Raw genomic sequence first — 14761 nt, forward strand, 5'->3', positions numbered from 1 at the left:
ATTATTCGGCGGTCGCCGGGGCGGCGCTTTCGCGCGCCTCCTTGCGGGATTCTTCACGTGCCTCAGCAATCAGCTTTTCGACATCGGGCATGATGCGGGTCACGATCTCCGCCACGCCTTTGCGTGTCGGGTGCAGGCCGTCGCCCAGATTGAGGTCGGGGTCGGCGGCGACGCCTTCGAGAAAGAACGGATACAGGATGAGGTCGTATTGTTTGGCCAGTTCCGGATAGATCGGGTTGAAGCGCGCCGCATATTCCTTGCCGAGATTGGGCGGCGCATACATGCCGGCCAGCAGGATGGGGAGGTTCCGCTTTTTCAGCCGGGTGATGATTTCGTCGAGGTTCCGCCGCGCAATCGCCGGGTCGATGCCGCGGAGCGCGTCGTTCGCGCCGAGTTCGAGGATCACCGCGTCCGTCTCCGGTCCGACCGCCCAGTCGAGCCGGGAGAGCCCGCCGGAGGTCGTATCGCCGGAGACGCCTGCGTTCCGCACCGTCACATTCTCATATCCCCGGGCTTTCAGCGCGGCCTCAAGCTGTTCCGGGAAGCCGGCATCGGGCGGCAGCCGGTAGCCCGCCGTCAGGCTGTCGCCAAGCGCCACGATCGTCAGCGGCGTTGCTGGCTGTTCGGCCGTCGCCTTTGTCGACCATGAGGCGAGAAACGCCAGTGCGAGAGCCGCCAACGCAATCCGAAACGGGGCTTTTCCGCGACGGCCTTGCTTGTCTCGCGTCTGGAACATGCCATATCCCTTAATTGTTACGTGATGCGGCGGGCGGGACCCGTCTCTGGCCATACGCAGCCGGACGGGGTGAGGATTTGAACGAGAACATCATCGAACTCGAAAATGTGAGCCTGACCTTGCCCAGCGATGCGGGGCCGGTCAACATTCTGCGCGGGATCGACCTTGCGGTCGCGCGGGGCGAGGCGGCGGGTCTGGTTGGGCCTTCGGGGTCCGGCAAATCCACTCTTCTCATGGTGCTGGCGGGCCTGGAGCGGCCTTCGGGCGGACGGATTTCCGCGGCGGGCGAGGATCTGACGGGGCTTGGCGAAGATGCGCTGGCGCGCTTCCGCCGCGATCACATAGGGATCGTGTTCCAGAGTTTCCACCTCGTTCCCACCATGACGGCTCTGGAAAACGTCGCCATCCCGCTCGAATTCGCCGGACGCGCCGATGCGTTCGAGCGCGCGGAGGCGGAACTTGCCCGTGTCGGGCTCTCCCATCGCCTCAGCCATTATCCGGGCCAGCTTTCCGGTGGCGAGCAGCAGCGTGTGGCGCTGGCGCGCGCCGTGGCCGGCGATCCGGAAGTCCTTCTTGCCGACGAACCGACGGGCAATCTCGACCAGTCCACCGGCTCGGAGATTATCGAGCTCATGTTCGATCTGCATGCGCAGAAGGGCACGACGCTTGTGCTCATCACGCATGACGAGGCGTTGGCCGCGCGCTGCGACCGCGTCATTCGTCTTCAGGACGGACGTATTTCCGCCATCGAAGCCGGGGTGCCCGCATGAACGGCGCCGATCCGGCGCAGGGTCGGGCGGCGCAGGGCTGGAAGCTCGCCTGGGTCTATGCCCGCCGCGAGCTGCGCGGCGGCATGCGCGGGTTTCGTGTGCTGATCGCCTGTCTCGCGCTGGGCGTCGCTGCGATCGCGGCGGTCGGGTCCGTTTCGACGGCACTGACGAGGGGGCTTTCGGAGCGGGGTCAGGAAATTCTCGGCGGCGATGTCGATATCCGTCTCATCCACCGGCAGGCGACACCGGAGGAGCTTGCCTATCTCACCGAGGGAAACCGGGTTTCCGTCAGCGCGGAGATGCGCGCCATGGCGCGAAACGGGGGTGGGGCGCCGGATGAACAACGGCAGAGCCTTGTCGAGCTGAAAGCCGTGGACGGGATCTATCCGCTCTATGGCGTGATGAAGCTCGCGCCGGCGCAGCCTCTTTCATCCGCGCTGGAAAAACGCGATGGCCTGTTCGGCGTGGCGGTGGAGCCCAATCTGCTCGACAGGCTGAAGCTGAAGGTGGGCGACACCCTCGTCATCGGCGACGAGACGTTTCGCATTCGCGCCGCGATCGATCATGAGCCGGACCGGGTGGCGGGCGGCTTCGAGCTGGGGCCGCGTGCGATGATTTCGCAAACGGCGTTGTCCGCGACGGGGCTGGTGCAGCCGGGCAGTCTCGTCAGCTGGCATTACCGCATTCGCCTGCCGGAAAGCGCGCAGGGCGATGTTGCGCTCAAAAGCTGGATCGACGGCTTGCGGGAACGCTTCCCCGATGCGGGCTGGCGGGTGCAGGACCGCACCGACAGCTCGCCGGGTGTGCGCCGTTTCGTGGAGCGTGTGGCGCTGTTCCTGTCGCTTGTCGGGCTGACGGCGCTGCTGGTCGGCGGCGTGGGCGTTGCCAATGCGGTGAAGTCCTATCTCGACGGCAAGCGGAGCGTTATTGCGACCTTCAAATGTCTCGGGGCGCCGGGTTCGCTCATCTTCCGGATCTATCTTCTGCAGGTCATGGCGCTGGCCATGGTCGGCATCGTATTGGGGCTCGCGGTGGGCGCCGTGGCGCCTTTCATCGTCGATGCGGTTGCCGGGAACATGATCCCCGTGCCCGCCGATCTTCGTGTCTATCCGGGTCCCCTCGCACTGGCTGCCGCCTATGGCGTGCTGACGGCGCTGGCCTTTGCCATCTGGCCGCTGGCGCGCGCGCGTGACGTGCCTGCGACAGGGCTTTTCCGTGACATCATCGCCCCGATGCGGCGTTTCCCGCCGCGTCGCTACATTCTCGCGGTGGTGCTTGCGCTGGGTGTGCTCGCCGTGCTGGCGGTGGGGCTCGCGGAAGACCGTTTCTTTGCGATGTGGTTCGTCATCGGTGCCGGTTTCGTGTTTGCGATCTTGTGGCTTGCCGCGCGCGGCATCATGAAACTTGCCGAAAAAAGTCCGCGCGTAAGGCGGCCCGAGCTTCGTCTCGCCATCGCCAATCTGCACCGGCCCGGAGCGCCGACGCCCTCCATCGTGCTGTCGCTGGGGCTCGGGCTCACGCTGCTCGTCACCGTGTCGCTCATCAACGGCAATCTGTCAGGCGAGATCACGGGCAATCTGCCGTCCCGCGCGCCGTCCTTCTTCTTTGTCGATATCCAGCCGGACCAGACGGCGGCGCTGCGCGATCTCGTGACCGCGCATGAAGGCGTCACGGGGTTTCAGGAAGTGCCCATGCTGCGCGGGCGCATCGCGGCGGTGAACGGTGTACCGTCCGACGAGGTGAAAGTCGCCCCCGAGGCGCAATGGGCGCTCAGGGGCGATCGCGGCATCACCTATTCGGCCACCATGCCCGATAATTCGACACTGGTGCGGGGCAAGTGGTGGGCGCCCGATTACCAAGGGCCGCTTCAGGTTTCCTTTGCGGAAGATCTGGCGCAGGGCTTCGGCGTCGGTCCGGGCGACAAGATCACCGTCAATGTGCTGGGCCGCGAAATGACGGCGACCATCGCCAATACGCGGCAAATCGACTGGACCAGCATGGGCATCAATTTCGTGCTGGTGTTTTCGCCCGGCCTGCTCTCTTCCGCGCCGCATACCGATCTTGCGACCGTCACCATGGATAACAGCATTGTGGGTGAAGAAGGGGAGCGCAGGCTGGAAGCCGATGTGACCCGGGCCTTTCCCAATATCACCTCGATCCGGGTGAAGGAGGCGCTTCAGGCGGTGAACGGCCTTCTGGACGATTTCGGGCTCGCCGTGCGGGCAACCGGCATGGTGACGCTCGCCTCGGGCGTGCTGGTGCTGGCGGGCGCCATGGCGGCGGGCTATCGCGCGCGGGTGCGCGACGCGGTCCTGCTCAAGGTGCTGGGCGCGACGAGGGCGCGGGTGCTCGGCATCTTCCTGCGGGAATATGCGGTGCTGGGGCTCGTCACGGCGCTGATCGCAACCCTTGCCGGGTCGCTTGCCGCCTGGATCGTCGTCGTGCGGGTGATGGATCTGCCCTGGCACTTCCTGCCCGGTACGCTGGCGCTGACGGTTGTGCTGGCCGCGCTTGCCACCATGCTGATGGGTCTTTTCGGCACCTGGCGAACGCTTTCGGCGCCTGCCGCGCCGGTCCTCAGGGCGGATTAGGGCTCCGCTGGAGTAACAGCCTGTAAACCCTGAATGAAATCCGGTTCAGAAACGTCCGGAAATGTCCGGTTTTCCTTGAATTTCGATAAGTGTCAGCCAATATACTCACCAACCACTCAGGAGGGTGATTTTTATGTCGAACTATGATCAAGACCGGCTTCAGCAGACGCAGTACGGCGCCAGCGCACGCGCCGGAATTGATGAAGGCCTGCGCAGTTACATGCTGCGGGTCTACAACTACATGGCTGGCGGCCTCGCGCTGACCGGCTTCATTGCCTATTTCACGTTCCAGGCCGCGGTTCAGGAAACCGCGCAGGGGCTGATGCTGACTTCCTTCGGTCAGGTGATTTATCAGAGCCCGCTGGCCTGGGTCATCATGCTGTCTCCGCTGGCCTTCGTGCTGGTGCTGAGCTTCGGCATCAACAAGCTGAGCCTCGGGACGTCGCAGATCCTGTTCTGGGCCTTCGCAGGGGTGATGGGGCTTTCGCTCTCCAGCATTTTCCTGCGATTCACCGGCGAAAGCATCACGACGACCTTCTTCGTGACCGCGGCGGCCTTCGGCAGCCTGAGCCTCTACGGCTACACCACGAAGCGCGACCTCTCGCCCATCGGGTCGTTCCTGTTCATGGGGCTTATCGGCCTCGTCATCGCGATGGTGGTGAACATCTTCCTGCAAAGTTCCGCGCTGCAGTTCGCGATTTCGGCGATTGGCGTGCTGATCTTCGCAGGCCTCACCGCTTGGGATACGCAGCGGATCAAGGAAATGTACTTTGCCGGCGACAGTGCCGTCGTGGCGGGCAAGAAGGCGATCATGGGCGCGTTGTCGCTCTATCTCGACTTCATCAACCTGTTCATGTTCCTGCTGCAGTTCATGGGTAACCAGCGCAGCTGACGCGGACCGGCAGACGAAACGGAAAGCCCCGGTGGAGACACCGGGGCTTTTTTCGTTCGGGCGGAGAGGTTGCTTAGTAGTCCACGACCTTGAGCGAGCGCTTCTCGAAGACCTTCAAGACCTGCTTCAGGTCGTGGCCGCGTTTCAGGATCTGGCCATCGGCGCCGAGCACCGCCCAGGCGCCCTGACGGCGGGCGAGCTTGGGCCGTTTCTCGATGCGATAGAGCGGCATCTCGCTCGTGCGGCGGAAGATGGAGAAGACCGCGGTTTCGCGAAAGCCGCCCATGGCGTAGTCGCGCCATTCGCCCTCGGCCACTTTCCGCCCATAGACGGACAGTATGGCGTCCAGTTCCGCCCGGGTGAAGAAGACATCCGGCTCGCGGTGTTTCGCCGGTTTCGGTGCGTTGGATGAACTGACAAGGGTAAGCCGCGGTTGTGAGTCCTCGGACAGGGCGATGGGCTGGCGACCGTCGATAACGCTGCCGGTGTCTGTCATGGGGCGCGACCACTCCTCTGGACCGAATTCAGTATCAGGCAGTGTAGCTGGCGAAAGCCATGACAGGCCAGTCTTGGTCATGGTTTCGTCATGTAGGACCATGAAAAAATTGTCATGAAAAATGGCAGAAGCCGGCGGAAAATCCGCGAAATGAGAGCAACACAATATTGCCTTTTTTCAGCCCTTGAGCGGCCACACTGGGGGGGCATCTTGTCATCGTTGCCTACATGGCCCGGCTCCTGAAGTTCCGGTTTCATCAGCCCCCCAGCCCCACCGGGATTTAATGGGGGCCGGGCCTCCCTACCCCGGAAGGGCAACACGCCTGACGGCCTTTGGGCCGCAGGCAAAAATCAGAGAGATAACTGCCGTCCAGGACGCCCCCCGCCTGGACGGCTTTTCTTTGGGCGCCCCGCCGCCGTTGCACCGCGCGGCGCAACGTTAAGTGTAAGAGTGGAATGACCTTTTCTTCACTTGATGCGCCGGGATACCTGCCTTACACCCATCATTCGTTTGCGTTGGGAGGCGCGGGCAAAGACGGGCCGCGCAAAGGGTCCGCCTGATCAGGGAGCAGCAGAATTTCGGACATGCAGGGCAAAGCAGGGGCGGGGGATGTCATGGTCTCGATCGAGGCGCTGACCAAGCGTTTCGGTCCGTTCACCGCGGTGGACCATATCGGCTTCGAGGTGCGTCGCGGCGAGGTGCTCGGGTTTCTCGGTCCCAACGGGGCGGGCAAATCCACCACCATGAAAATGGTGACGGGCTTTCTCACGCCCAGTTCCGGGACCGCGAGCATTTGCGGGCATGACGTCGTCAACGACACGCTCAATGCACAGCGGGCGCTCGGCTACCTGCCGGAAGGCGCGCCCGCCTATGGCGACATGACGCCGCTCGGCTTCCTGCGCTTCATCGCGCGTATCCGACGCCTGTTCGGGCGGGATGCGGAGCGCGCCATCGAGGAGGCGGTGGCTGCGACCGAACTCGAAGCGGTACTCGAGCAGCCCATCGATACCCTGTCCAAGGGCTTTCGCCGCCGGGTGGGGCTTGCCCAGGCCATCCTGCATAATCCGCCGGTCCTCATCATGGACGAGCCGACCGACGGTCTCGATCCCAACCAGAAATTCGAGGTGCGCAAGCTCATTGCGCGGATGGCGCCGGAAAAGGCGATCATCATCTCCACTCATATCCTCGAAGAGGTGGATGCGATCTGCTCGCGCGCGCTCATCATCGATCGCGGAGAGATCGTCGCCGACGGGACGCCCGCGGAACTGACGGCGCGCTCACGCTATCACAATGCGGTGTCGCTGACCGTGCCGAGTGCCATTGCCGGCGAGGTGCGCGAGGCGCTTGACGGTGTGCAGGGCGCGGCGAAGCGCGAGGAAGCGCTGCGCGGCGACGATGCGACCTTCACGCTTTTCCCGCGCGACGAAGTAGGACAGCAGGGCATGGAAAGCGATACGACCCTGATCGACGCCGTGGCCACGCTGGCGCGCGCGCGCAACTGGCCGGTGCGGGCGCTGCATGGCGAGCCGGGCCGTCTCGACGAAGTGTTCCGCCATCTCACGCGCAATGACACCGAGCCCGTGGAAGCGGGCGGCCTCAAGGGCAGCCCTTCGGGCCGTCCGGACGGAAGGAGCGCGGCATGAACGAAATGCGCGCCATTTTCCGCCGCGAGCTCGCGGCCTATTTCGCCACGCCCCTGGCATTCGTCTTCATCGTCATCTTCCTGCTGACGATGGGGGCCTTCACCTTCTATCTGGGCGGTTTTTTCGAGAGCGACCAGGCGAACCTGTCGATCTTCTTTTCCTATCATCCCTGGCTTTATCTCTTCCTGATCCCGGCGATTTCGATGCGCCTGTGGGCGGAAGAGCGCCGCACGGGCTCGATCGAGCTGTTGCTGTCGCAGCCGGTGCCGCTCTATGCCGCCGTTCTCGGCAAGTTCCTGGCAGCCTGGGTGTTTTCAGGGCTCGCGCTGGCGCTGACCTTCCCGATGTGGCTGACGGTCAACTATCTCGGCTCGCCGGATAATGGCGTCATCCTTGCCGGCTACATTGGCAGTTTCTTCATGGCGGGCGGTTATCTCGCCATCGGGTCGTGCCTGTCGGCAACCACGCGCAATCAGGTGATCGCCTTTGTGGTGTCGGTGGCGGTCTGCTTCCTCTTTACGGTGTCGGGCCTTCCCATCGTCATCGATTTCTTCAGCGGCTGGGCGCCTCAGACGCTTATCTCCACCATCGCGTCCTTTTCGTTCCTGACGCATTTCAATTCCATCACCCAGGGCGTGATCGACCTGCGCGACATCATCTATTTCGGGTCGCTGATTGCGGTCTGGCTGATCGCCTGCGGTGTGGTAGTCGATATGAAGAAGGCGGGGTAAGCGGATGAACATGCCCATCAGCCGGTCCGCCTACCGGATTCTCACGCTCGTGCTGCTCGCGGTTCTCTTCGTGGCGGTGAACACGTTCTCCAACACGGTGTTCCGTTCGGCCAGGATCGACCTGACGGCGAACCATCTCTACACGCTGTCGGACGGCACGAAGGAAGTGCTCTCCAAAATCGACGAGCCCATCACGCTGCGGTTTTTCTATTCGGAGAAGCTTGCGACCGATTTTCCGCGCATCCGCACCTATGCCAATCAGGTGCGCGATCTGCTGGAGGAAATCCGCGACGAGTCGAACGGCAAGATCATCCTGCGCGTGATCGACCCGGAGCCTTTCTCCGAGCAGGAAGACCTCGCCATGTCGCTGGGGCTCAAGGGCGCGCCGACGACGGAAGGCGATGTCATCTATTTTGGCCTTGTCGGCAACAATCTCGTGGACGGGCTCGAACGCATTCCCTTCTTCACCGATGAACGGCAGGACTATCTCGAATACGACATCATGAAGATGGTGCAGACGCTCTCGCGGCCGAAAAAGCCGGTGCTGGGCATCGTGACCAATCTGCCCCTCGACACCGGCACGGGCGGGCTGATGGCCGCCATGAAAGGCCGGTCGCAGCCCTTCATGATCTATACCGAACTCGTCAACCGCTTCGAGATGGAATTCCTGGAGCAGAAGTTCAATCGCGTACCCGACAATGTGGATGTGCTGATGATCGCGCATCCCAGGGAGCTCGATGAGCAGACGCTTTATGCCATCGACCAGTTCGTGATGCGCGGCGGGCGCGTGCTTGCCTTCGTCGACCCCTTCTCGGAAGTGAGCATGGAGCGCGGCGAAGACGGCAAGCCCGTGCGCGGCTTTACCCAGACCTCCGATCTGCATCGCCTGTTCCAGAGCTGGGGCGTCGATTACGACCCGAGCAAGATTGTCGGCGACAAGGGGCTCGCGCAGCGCGTGCGCACCGGTTTCGATGCGCGCAAGCAGGACAGCGATTATGTGATCTGGCTGAGAGTGCCCAAGGAACACATGAACCAGTCCGATATCGTGACGGCGGATGTGGACCGGATCAATCTGGGGACGGTGGGCTACCTCACGCCGGAAAAGGGCGCGACGACGAGCTTCACGCCGCTCATTACATCGTCGAAGGATTCGCGTCTCTACGACCGCGACTATGTGGCGACCGGGCCGCGTCCCGATCAGCTGTTGGCGGGCTTCAAGCCGGACGACAAGCAATATGTCATTGCCGCGCGCCTGTCCGGGCCGGTCAAGAGCGCTTTCAAGGCCGAGCCGCCCGAGCGGCCCAAGGATGACCAGAAGAGTTCGTCGACCAAGGCGAAGATGCCGGACTACAAGGCCAAGAGCGACAAGCCGGTCAACATCATCGTGGTCGCCGACAGCGACATCTTCGCCGACAGGTTCTGGGTTCAGACCCAGTCCTATAGCGGCGAACGGGTGGCGCAGCCCATTGCCGACAATGCGAACTTCATCATGTCGGCGATCGACAATCTGATGGGGTCCAACGAACTGATTTCGCTGCGCGCACGCGAGCGGGCCGACCGCCGTTTCGAGGTGGTCGAAAAGCTCAAGACGCAGGCCGAGGAGCATTACCTCGCCCGGCAGAAGGCGCTGCAGGCAACCATCGACAAGACCGAGGCGCGTCTTTCCAATCTGCAGACCGGCGAAGACGTAGCGCCGGAAGACAAGGAAAAGGCGGATGCCGAAATCCGCCAGTTCCGCAAGGAGCTGCTGACGGCCCGACAGGAAATGCGCGGCGTGCAGCGCAGCCTGCGCGAGAATGTCGAAACGCTGGGCAGCTATGTGCGTTTCCTCAATGTGCTGGCGATGCCGATTCTCGTGGCCCTTGTCGCGATGGGGCTGGCGGTCTGGCGCTATCGCCGCCGCAAGGCGCGGGTCGCGCACGGTCCTGCAAAGAAGGGAGCCTGACGCATATGGCTGGCAATGGTTCCAACAAGGGGTCCGGGGATTTTCTGACGGCGCTGCGCGAGCAGCGGCCCCTGCGCAATCTCGTCGTGCTGGCGGCGCTGACCGTTATCGTGGTGATTGCCGCGATCGTGGCGGTTGCCGGTGCGCAGCGCAGCGTGGCGACGGATTTCGAGCCGAAGCCGCTGTTCGCGGGTCTCGCCGACCGTCTCGATAAGGTGCAGAGCATCGAATATACGTTCAGCCGGGGGCTTCAGGGCACCGACAAGATCGTGATCACGCGCAAAGGCGACGGCGTCTGGCGCCTGCCCTCGCGCGACGGCTATCCCGCCGATACCAAGCTCGTCAAAAAGGCGCTGCTGGGCCTTTCCGAGATGGAAGCCTATGAGCCGCGCACGGCCAATAAGAAATGGCACCGCAATCTGGGGCTGCTCGCGCCGGAAGATCTCGGTTCCGCGATACGCGTGAGTTTGAAGGATGCGGACGGCAAGTCCATGGCCTCGCTTCTGGTCGGTCATGTGCCGGACCGGACGGTCGACGCGGGCGGACAGGGCGTGATCTATGTGCGGCGCGACGGCGAGGACCAGACTTGGCTCGCTCGTGGCCGGCTGCCGCTTTTCAAGAAAGTGAACGCTTGGCTGGCGCCGGACTTCCTCGGGCTCGACAAGAAGGACATCAAGTCCATGACGCTCTGGTCCGGGACCGACCACCCGGTCGTGCTCAACCGGGAAACGCCGGAGACCGAACATTTCAGTATCGCCAATCTGCCGGAAGGACGCGTCTCGCGTGGCGGACCGGTGCTCGACGGTGTGGCGACTGCGTTGGCGGGGGTGCAGTTCGACGATGTGCTGAAGGCCGATCAGCTGAATTTTCCCGATACGTCGCCGGTGGTGACGCTCACCACCTATGACGGGCTGAAACTGACCCTTGTGATGAGCGGCGCGGGCAGCGGGCTCTGGGCGAAGATCGATGTGGCCACCACCGAGGATGCCGCCGGGGACGATGCCGCCACGGAGCGGGCGAAGGCGCTCAGGGCGCGGGTCGATGGCTGGGCCTACAAGATGCCCTCGAAGGTGACCACGCAGGTGACCCAGACCATGGACCTTCTGACGCGTGCGAACACTGCGCTCGACGATGAGGTGCGGGGTGTCATGGACGGCGCCGGCAGGCCGGGCGGCCAGATCGCCGAATAAAGGCTATTCGTTGGGCTGCATGTCCGGTTCGGCGGCGGCCAGAATGCGGCCCGGGCCGTTTGCCTGCAGCAGGACCACGCAGCGTGCGTTCTTGTCCGGCATGACGTCTTCCTCAGGCAGCATAATACGCATCTTCCGCCCGTCCCACATGCCGATGGGCGCGACACCGCGCACGACATTGGCATAGGTGATCGTCTTGCCCCGGTTTTCGCCGCGCTCGATCTCGACTGTTCTCGATGTCTCGTAGCGGATAAGCCAGATGGTGGCCGGCTTTTCTGGCGCGGGCCCGGCGGCAATCGAGACGGTGAGGCGGCCGTACTCTTCTTCCAGCGACATCGCGACATCATTGGCGGCGGGCGTGCGCGCGGCGATCAGCGCGTCGATCTTGCGGCGGTTGCTGCCGATGCCTTCCGCGTTTCCATCCACCACCATTTGCGGCGTGTAGACGCCGGAGAGCCCGAGGGCGCGGCCGTAGGCGCGCTGACGCGCGGTGTTGTCGGGGCTGGCCAGCGTGTCGCGCCAGCCGAGATAGTCCCAGTAATCGACATTGAAGGAGAGCGGCAGGACGCCTTGCTTGCGGGTGAGGTCGCGCAGATAGGCGTCGGCGGGCGGGCAGCTCGAACAGCCCTGGCTGGTGAAGAGTTCCACGATGACGGGCCGCGTCGTTTCGGCGGCTGCGGCGGGCGCGGTCACGAGCGCGGCGGCGGCAAGCACGGAAAGGGCAGCAAATACGTTATGGAATGGCGTCTTTCTCATGGAAAAAGCATAGGCGGTTGCGCGAACACGGACGAGTCACGATGCGGTGAGCGTTTTGCGGCCCGCGACAAAGCAAAGAAAAAGGGCGGTTCCGAGGAACCGCCCTTTCGCGTTTCGTATGGCGCTTCCGCTTATGCGGCGAGATTGCGCAGCACGTAGCGCAGGATGCCGCCATGCGTGTAGTAGTCGAGCTCGTCCTGCGTATCGATGCGGGCGAGAGCGTCGATCACCTTCTTGGTGCCGTCGGCGAAGGTGATGGTGACCTTGACCGTGTCACGCGGCTTCAGCGTTTCCAGACCGTCGATGCTGACCGTCTCGGAGCCGTCGAGGCCCAGCGTTTCCCAGCTCTCGTCGTTGAGGAACTGAAGCGGGGCGACGCCCATGCCGACCAGGTTGGAGCGGTGGATACGCTCGAAGCTCTGGGCGATCACGGCCTTCACACCAAGGAGTACGGTGCCCTTGGCCGCCCAGTCGCGGCTGGAGCCGGTGCCGTATTCCTTGCCGGCGAAGATCACCAGCGGCGTACCACGGCGCTTGTACTCCATCGCGGCATCGTAGATCGGCATCTGGGTGCCTTCCGGCTGCAGCTTGGTGAAGCCGCCTTCGATACCCTTCAGCATCTGGTTCTTGATGCGGATATTGGCGAAGGTGCCGCGCATCATGACCTGATGGTTGCCGCGCCGGGCGCCATAGGAGTTGAAGTCCTGCTGGCCGACCTGCTTGGAAACCAGATACTCGCCGGCGGGGCTTTGCAGCTTGATGGAGCCGGCGGGCGAGATGTGGTCGGTCGTGATCGAGTCGCCGAAGAGACCCAGCACACGCGCATCGTCCACATTTTCCAGCTTGCCCGGCTTCTTCGTCATGTTTTCGAAGTAGGGCGGGTTCTGGACATAGGTGGAGTTGTCGTCCCAGCTATAGGTGTTGCCGCCGGTGACCTTGATGCTCTGCCACTTGTCGTCGCCGTCGAAGACGTTGGCATAGCGCTCGCGGAACATTTCCGGCGTAACGCAGGCATGGACGATCTCCGCGATCTCCTTGGAGGAGGGCCAGATGTCCTTCAGATAGACCGGCTGACCGTTGGAGCCCGTTCCGATGGGTTCCGTCGTCAGGTTCTTGCGGGTGGAACCGGCCAGCGCATAGGCGACAACGAGCGGGGGCGATGCGAGATAGTTCGTCTTCACATCCTGGCTCACGCGGCCTTCGAAGTTGCGGTTACCCGACAGCACCGACGAGACGACCATGTCGTTCTTGTTGATCGCCTGGCTGATTTCCGTCTGCAGCGGACCGGAGTTGCCGATACAGGTGGTGCAGCCATAGCCGACAAGGTTGAAGCCCATCGCATCGAGGTCTTTCTGCAGCCCCGACTTGGTGAGGTAGTCGGTCACGACCTGCGAGCCGGGGGCGAGAGAGGTTTTCACCCAGGGTTTCACCTTCAGGCCGAGCTTGTGAGCGTTGCGGGCGACGAGGCCGGCCGCGACGAGCACGTTCGGGTTGGAGGTGTTGGTGCAGGAGGTGATGGCGGCGATCATCACGTCGCCATGGCCGATGTCGTAATCCTCGCCTTCGACGGGGACGCGCTTGTCGGCTTCCGACGCCTTGCCGAATTCGCCCGTCAGGGCGTTTTCGAAGTTGTCCTTCACCTTCGACAGGCCGACGCGGTCCTGCGGACGCTTGGGGCCGGCCAGGCTCGGCTCGACGCCGGCAAGGTTCAGCTCCAGCGTATCGGTGAAGAGCGGCTCTTCCATGTCCGGCTCGTGGAACATGCCCTGCGCCTTGAGATAGGCCTCGACCAGCGCGATGCGCTCTTCGGAGCGGCCCGTGGCCTTGAGGTATTTCAGGGTCTCGTTGTCGACCGGGAAGAAGCCGCAGGTCGCGCCATATTCGGGAGCCATGTTGGAGATGGTCGCCCGGTCGGCGAGAGAAAGATGCTGCAGGCCGTCGCCGTAGAATTCGACGAACTTGCCGACCACGCCCTTCTTGCGGAGCATTTCGGTGACGGTGAGCACCATGTCGGTCGCCGTGATGCCTTCGGCAAGCTCACCGGTGAGCTTGAAGCCGATGACTTCCGGAATGAGCATCGAGACCGGCTGGCCGAGCATGGCCGCTTCGGCTTCGATGCCGCCCACGCCCCAGCCGAGAACCGAAAGGCCGTTCACCATGGTGGTGTGGCTGTCGGTGCCGACGCAGGTGTCGGGATAGGCGACTTCCGTGCGGCCTTCCTTCTTCGTCCAGACCGTCTGGGCCAGATATTCGAGGTTCACCTGGTGGCAGATGCCGGTTCCGGGCGGCACGACGCGGAAATTATCGAAGGCCTTGGAACCCCAGCGCAGGAACTCATAGCGTTCGCGGTTGCGCTGATATTCGATTTCCGTGTTCTGCTCGAAGGCGAGCGCGGTGCCGAACTTGTCCACCATCACGGAGTGGTCGATGACGAGGTCCACCGGCACTTGCGGGTTGATCTTGCTCGTCGAGGCGCCAAGCGTCTTCACTGCGTCGCGCATGGCGGCGAGGTCCACCACGGCGGGAACGCCGGTGAAGTCCTGCATCAGCACGCGGGCCGGGCGATAGGCGATTTCGCGGGTAGACGTGCGGTTCACCATCCATTCCTTCACCGCGCGGATGTCGTCGGCGGTGACGGTGCGGCCATCTTCATGGCGCAGCAGGTTTTCCAGCAGCACCTTCAGCGAAAGAGGCAGACGCTCGATACCGTCGAGACCGGCCTTCGCCGCGTCGGGCAGGCTGTAATAGGTGTAGGTGCGCCGTCCGACCTTCAGGGTCTTTTTGGCCCCGAAGCTGCCGCCGCTCTTTGCCGTGCTTTTGGGCGCGGCTTTCTTCGCGGGGGCCTTGCGGGCCGCAGGCTTTGCTGCCGGCTTGGCCGCCGTCTTGCGGGCAGGTGCCGCCTTGCGGGCGGGCGCCGTCTTCGCAGCGGGCTTGCGTGCCGTCGTAGCTTTCTTCGCAGGCGCCGCCTTCCTGGCCGTCGTCGTCTTTTTGGCCGGGGTCGCCTTGCGGGT

Annotated in this window: 10 protein-coding genes and 1 pseudogene; 7 read left to right on the forward strand and 4 right to left on the reverse strand. The window is 63.5% G+C overall.

Going from position 1 to position 14761, the window contains the following annotated elements:
• Window position 1: 1 nt before the first annotated feature.
• Window positions 2-736, reverse strand: a complete 735-nt coding sequence (locus ACSSVQ_RS11430; protein ID WP_454183186.1) for an arylesterase — start codon at window positions 734-736, stop codon at window positions 2-4.
• Between the two features lie 77 nt (window positions 737-813).
• Here ACSSVQ_RS11430 and ACSSVQ_RS11435 point away from each other — a divergent pair, with 77 nt between their 5' ends.
• From ACSSVQ_RS11435 to ACSSVQ_RS11445, 3 genes are all read left to right on the forward strand, one after another.
• Window positions 814-1506 carry an ABC transporter ATP-binding protein gene (locus ACSSVQ_RS11435; protein ID WP_293327038.1) on the forward strand — a complete coding sequence of 231 codons (693 nt, stop codon included), beginning with the start codon at window positions 814-816 and terminating at the stop codon, window positions 1504-1506.
• Window positions 1503-4097, forward strand: coding sequence for an ABC transporter permease (locus tag ACSSVQ_RS11440; RefSeq protein WP_454183188.1), 2595 nt, complete (start codon window positions 1503-1505; stop codon window positions 4095-4097). Before ACSSVQ_RS11435 ends, ACSSVQ_RS11440 begins: the two co-directional genes overlap by 4 nt.
• A gap of 133 nt (window positions 4098-4230) precedes the next feature.
• On the forward strand, window positions 4231-4989 hold the full coding sequence (locus ACSSVQ_RS11445; protein WP_454183189.1) for a Bax inhibitor-1/YccA family protein: 759 nt from the start codon (window positions 4231-4233) through the stop codon (window positions 4987-4989).
• 73 nt (window positions 4990-5062) lie between these two features.
• Here the strand turns inward: ACSSVQ_RS11445 and ACSSVQ_RS11450 are convergent, their stop codons facing one another.
• Window positions 5063-5485 (reverse strand): DUF2794 domain-containing protein, encoded by a 423-nt coding sequence (locus ACSSVQ_RS11450; protein ID WP_454183191.1) that lies wholly within the window; start codon window positions 5483-5485, stop codon window positions 5063-5065.
• Window positions 5486-6069: 584 nt separating this feature from the next.
• Between ACSSVQ_RS11450 and ACSSVQ_RS11455 the strand changes: the two genes are divergently transcribed.
• From ACSSVQ_RS11455 to ACSSVQ_RS11470, 4 genes are read left to right on the forward strand one after another with little or no spacing between them, the layout of a single operon-like run.
• On the forward strand, window positions 6070-7128 hold the full coding sequence (locus tag ACSSVQ_RS11455; RefSeq protein WP_339613865.1) for an ABC transporter ATP-binding protein: 1059 nt from the start codon (window positions 6070-6072) through the stop codon (window positions 7126-7128).
• Window positions 7125-7859, forward strand: coding sequence for an ABC transporter permease (locus tag ACSSVQ_RS11460; RefSeq protein WP_339613864.1), 735 nt, complete (start codon window positions 7125-7127; stop codon window positions 7857-7859). The genes ACSSVQ_RS11455 and ACSSVQ_RS11460 overlap by 4 nt, the downstream gene beginning before the upstream one ends.
• 4 nt (window positions 7860-7863) lie before the next feature.
• On the forward strand, window positions 7864-9804 hold the full coding sequence (locus ACSSVQ_RS11465; protein ID WP_454183193.1) for a Gldg family protein: 1941 nt from the start codon (window positions 7864-7866) through the stop codon (window positions 9802-9804).
• A 5-nt stretch (window positions 9805-9809) separates the two neighbouring features.
• The gene (locus ACSSVQ_RS11470; protein WP_454183195.1) at window positions 9810-10994 is read left to right on the forward strand and encodes a DUF4340 domain-containing protein; all 1185 of its coding nucleotides are present in this window, start codon (window positions 9810-9812) and stop codon (window positions 10992-10994) included.
• A gap of 3 nt (window positions 10995-10997) precedes the next feature.
• Here the strand turns inward: ACSSVQ_RS11470 and ACSSVQ_RS11475 are convergent, their stop codons facing one another.
• Window positions 10998-11750, reverse strand: coding sequence for a DUF1223 domain-containing protein (locus ACSSVQ_RS11475; protein ID WP_454183197.1), 753 nt, complete (start codon window positions 11748-11750; stop codon window positions 10998-11000).
• Between the two features lie 131 nt (window positions 11751-11881).
• Window positions 11882-14545: pseudogene (acnA, locus tag ACSSVQ_RS11480) on the reverse strand (aconitate hydratase AcnA); the annotation flags it as partial.
• Window positions 14546-14761 lie beyond the last annotated feature (216 nt).

The organism is Parvibaculum sp. MBR-TMA-1.3b-4.2 (assembly GCF_053628815.1).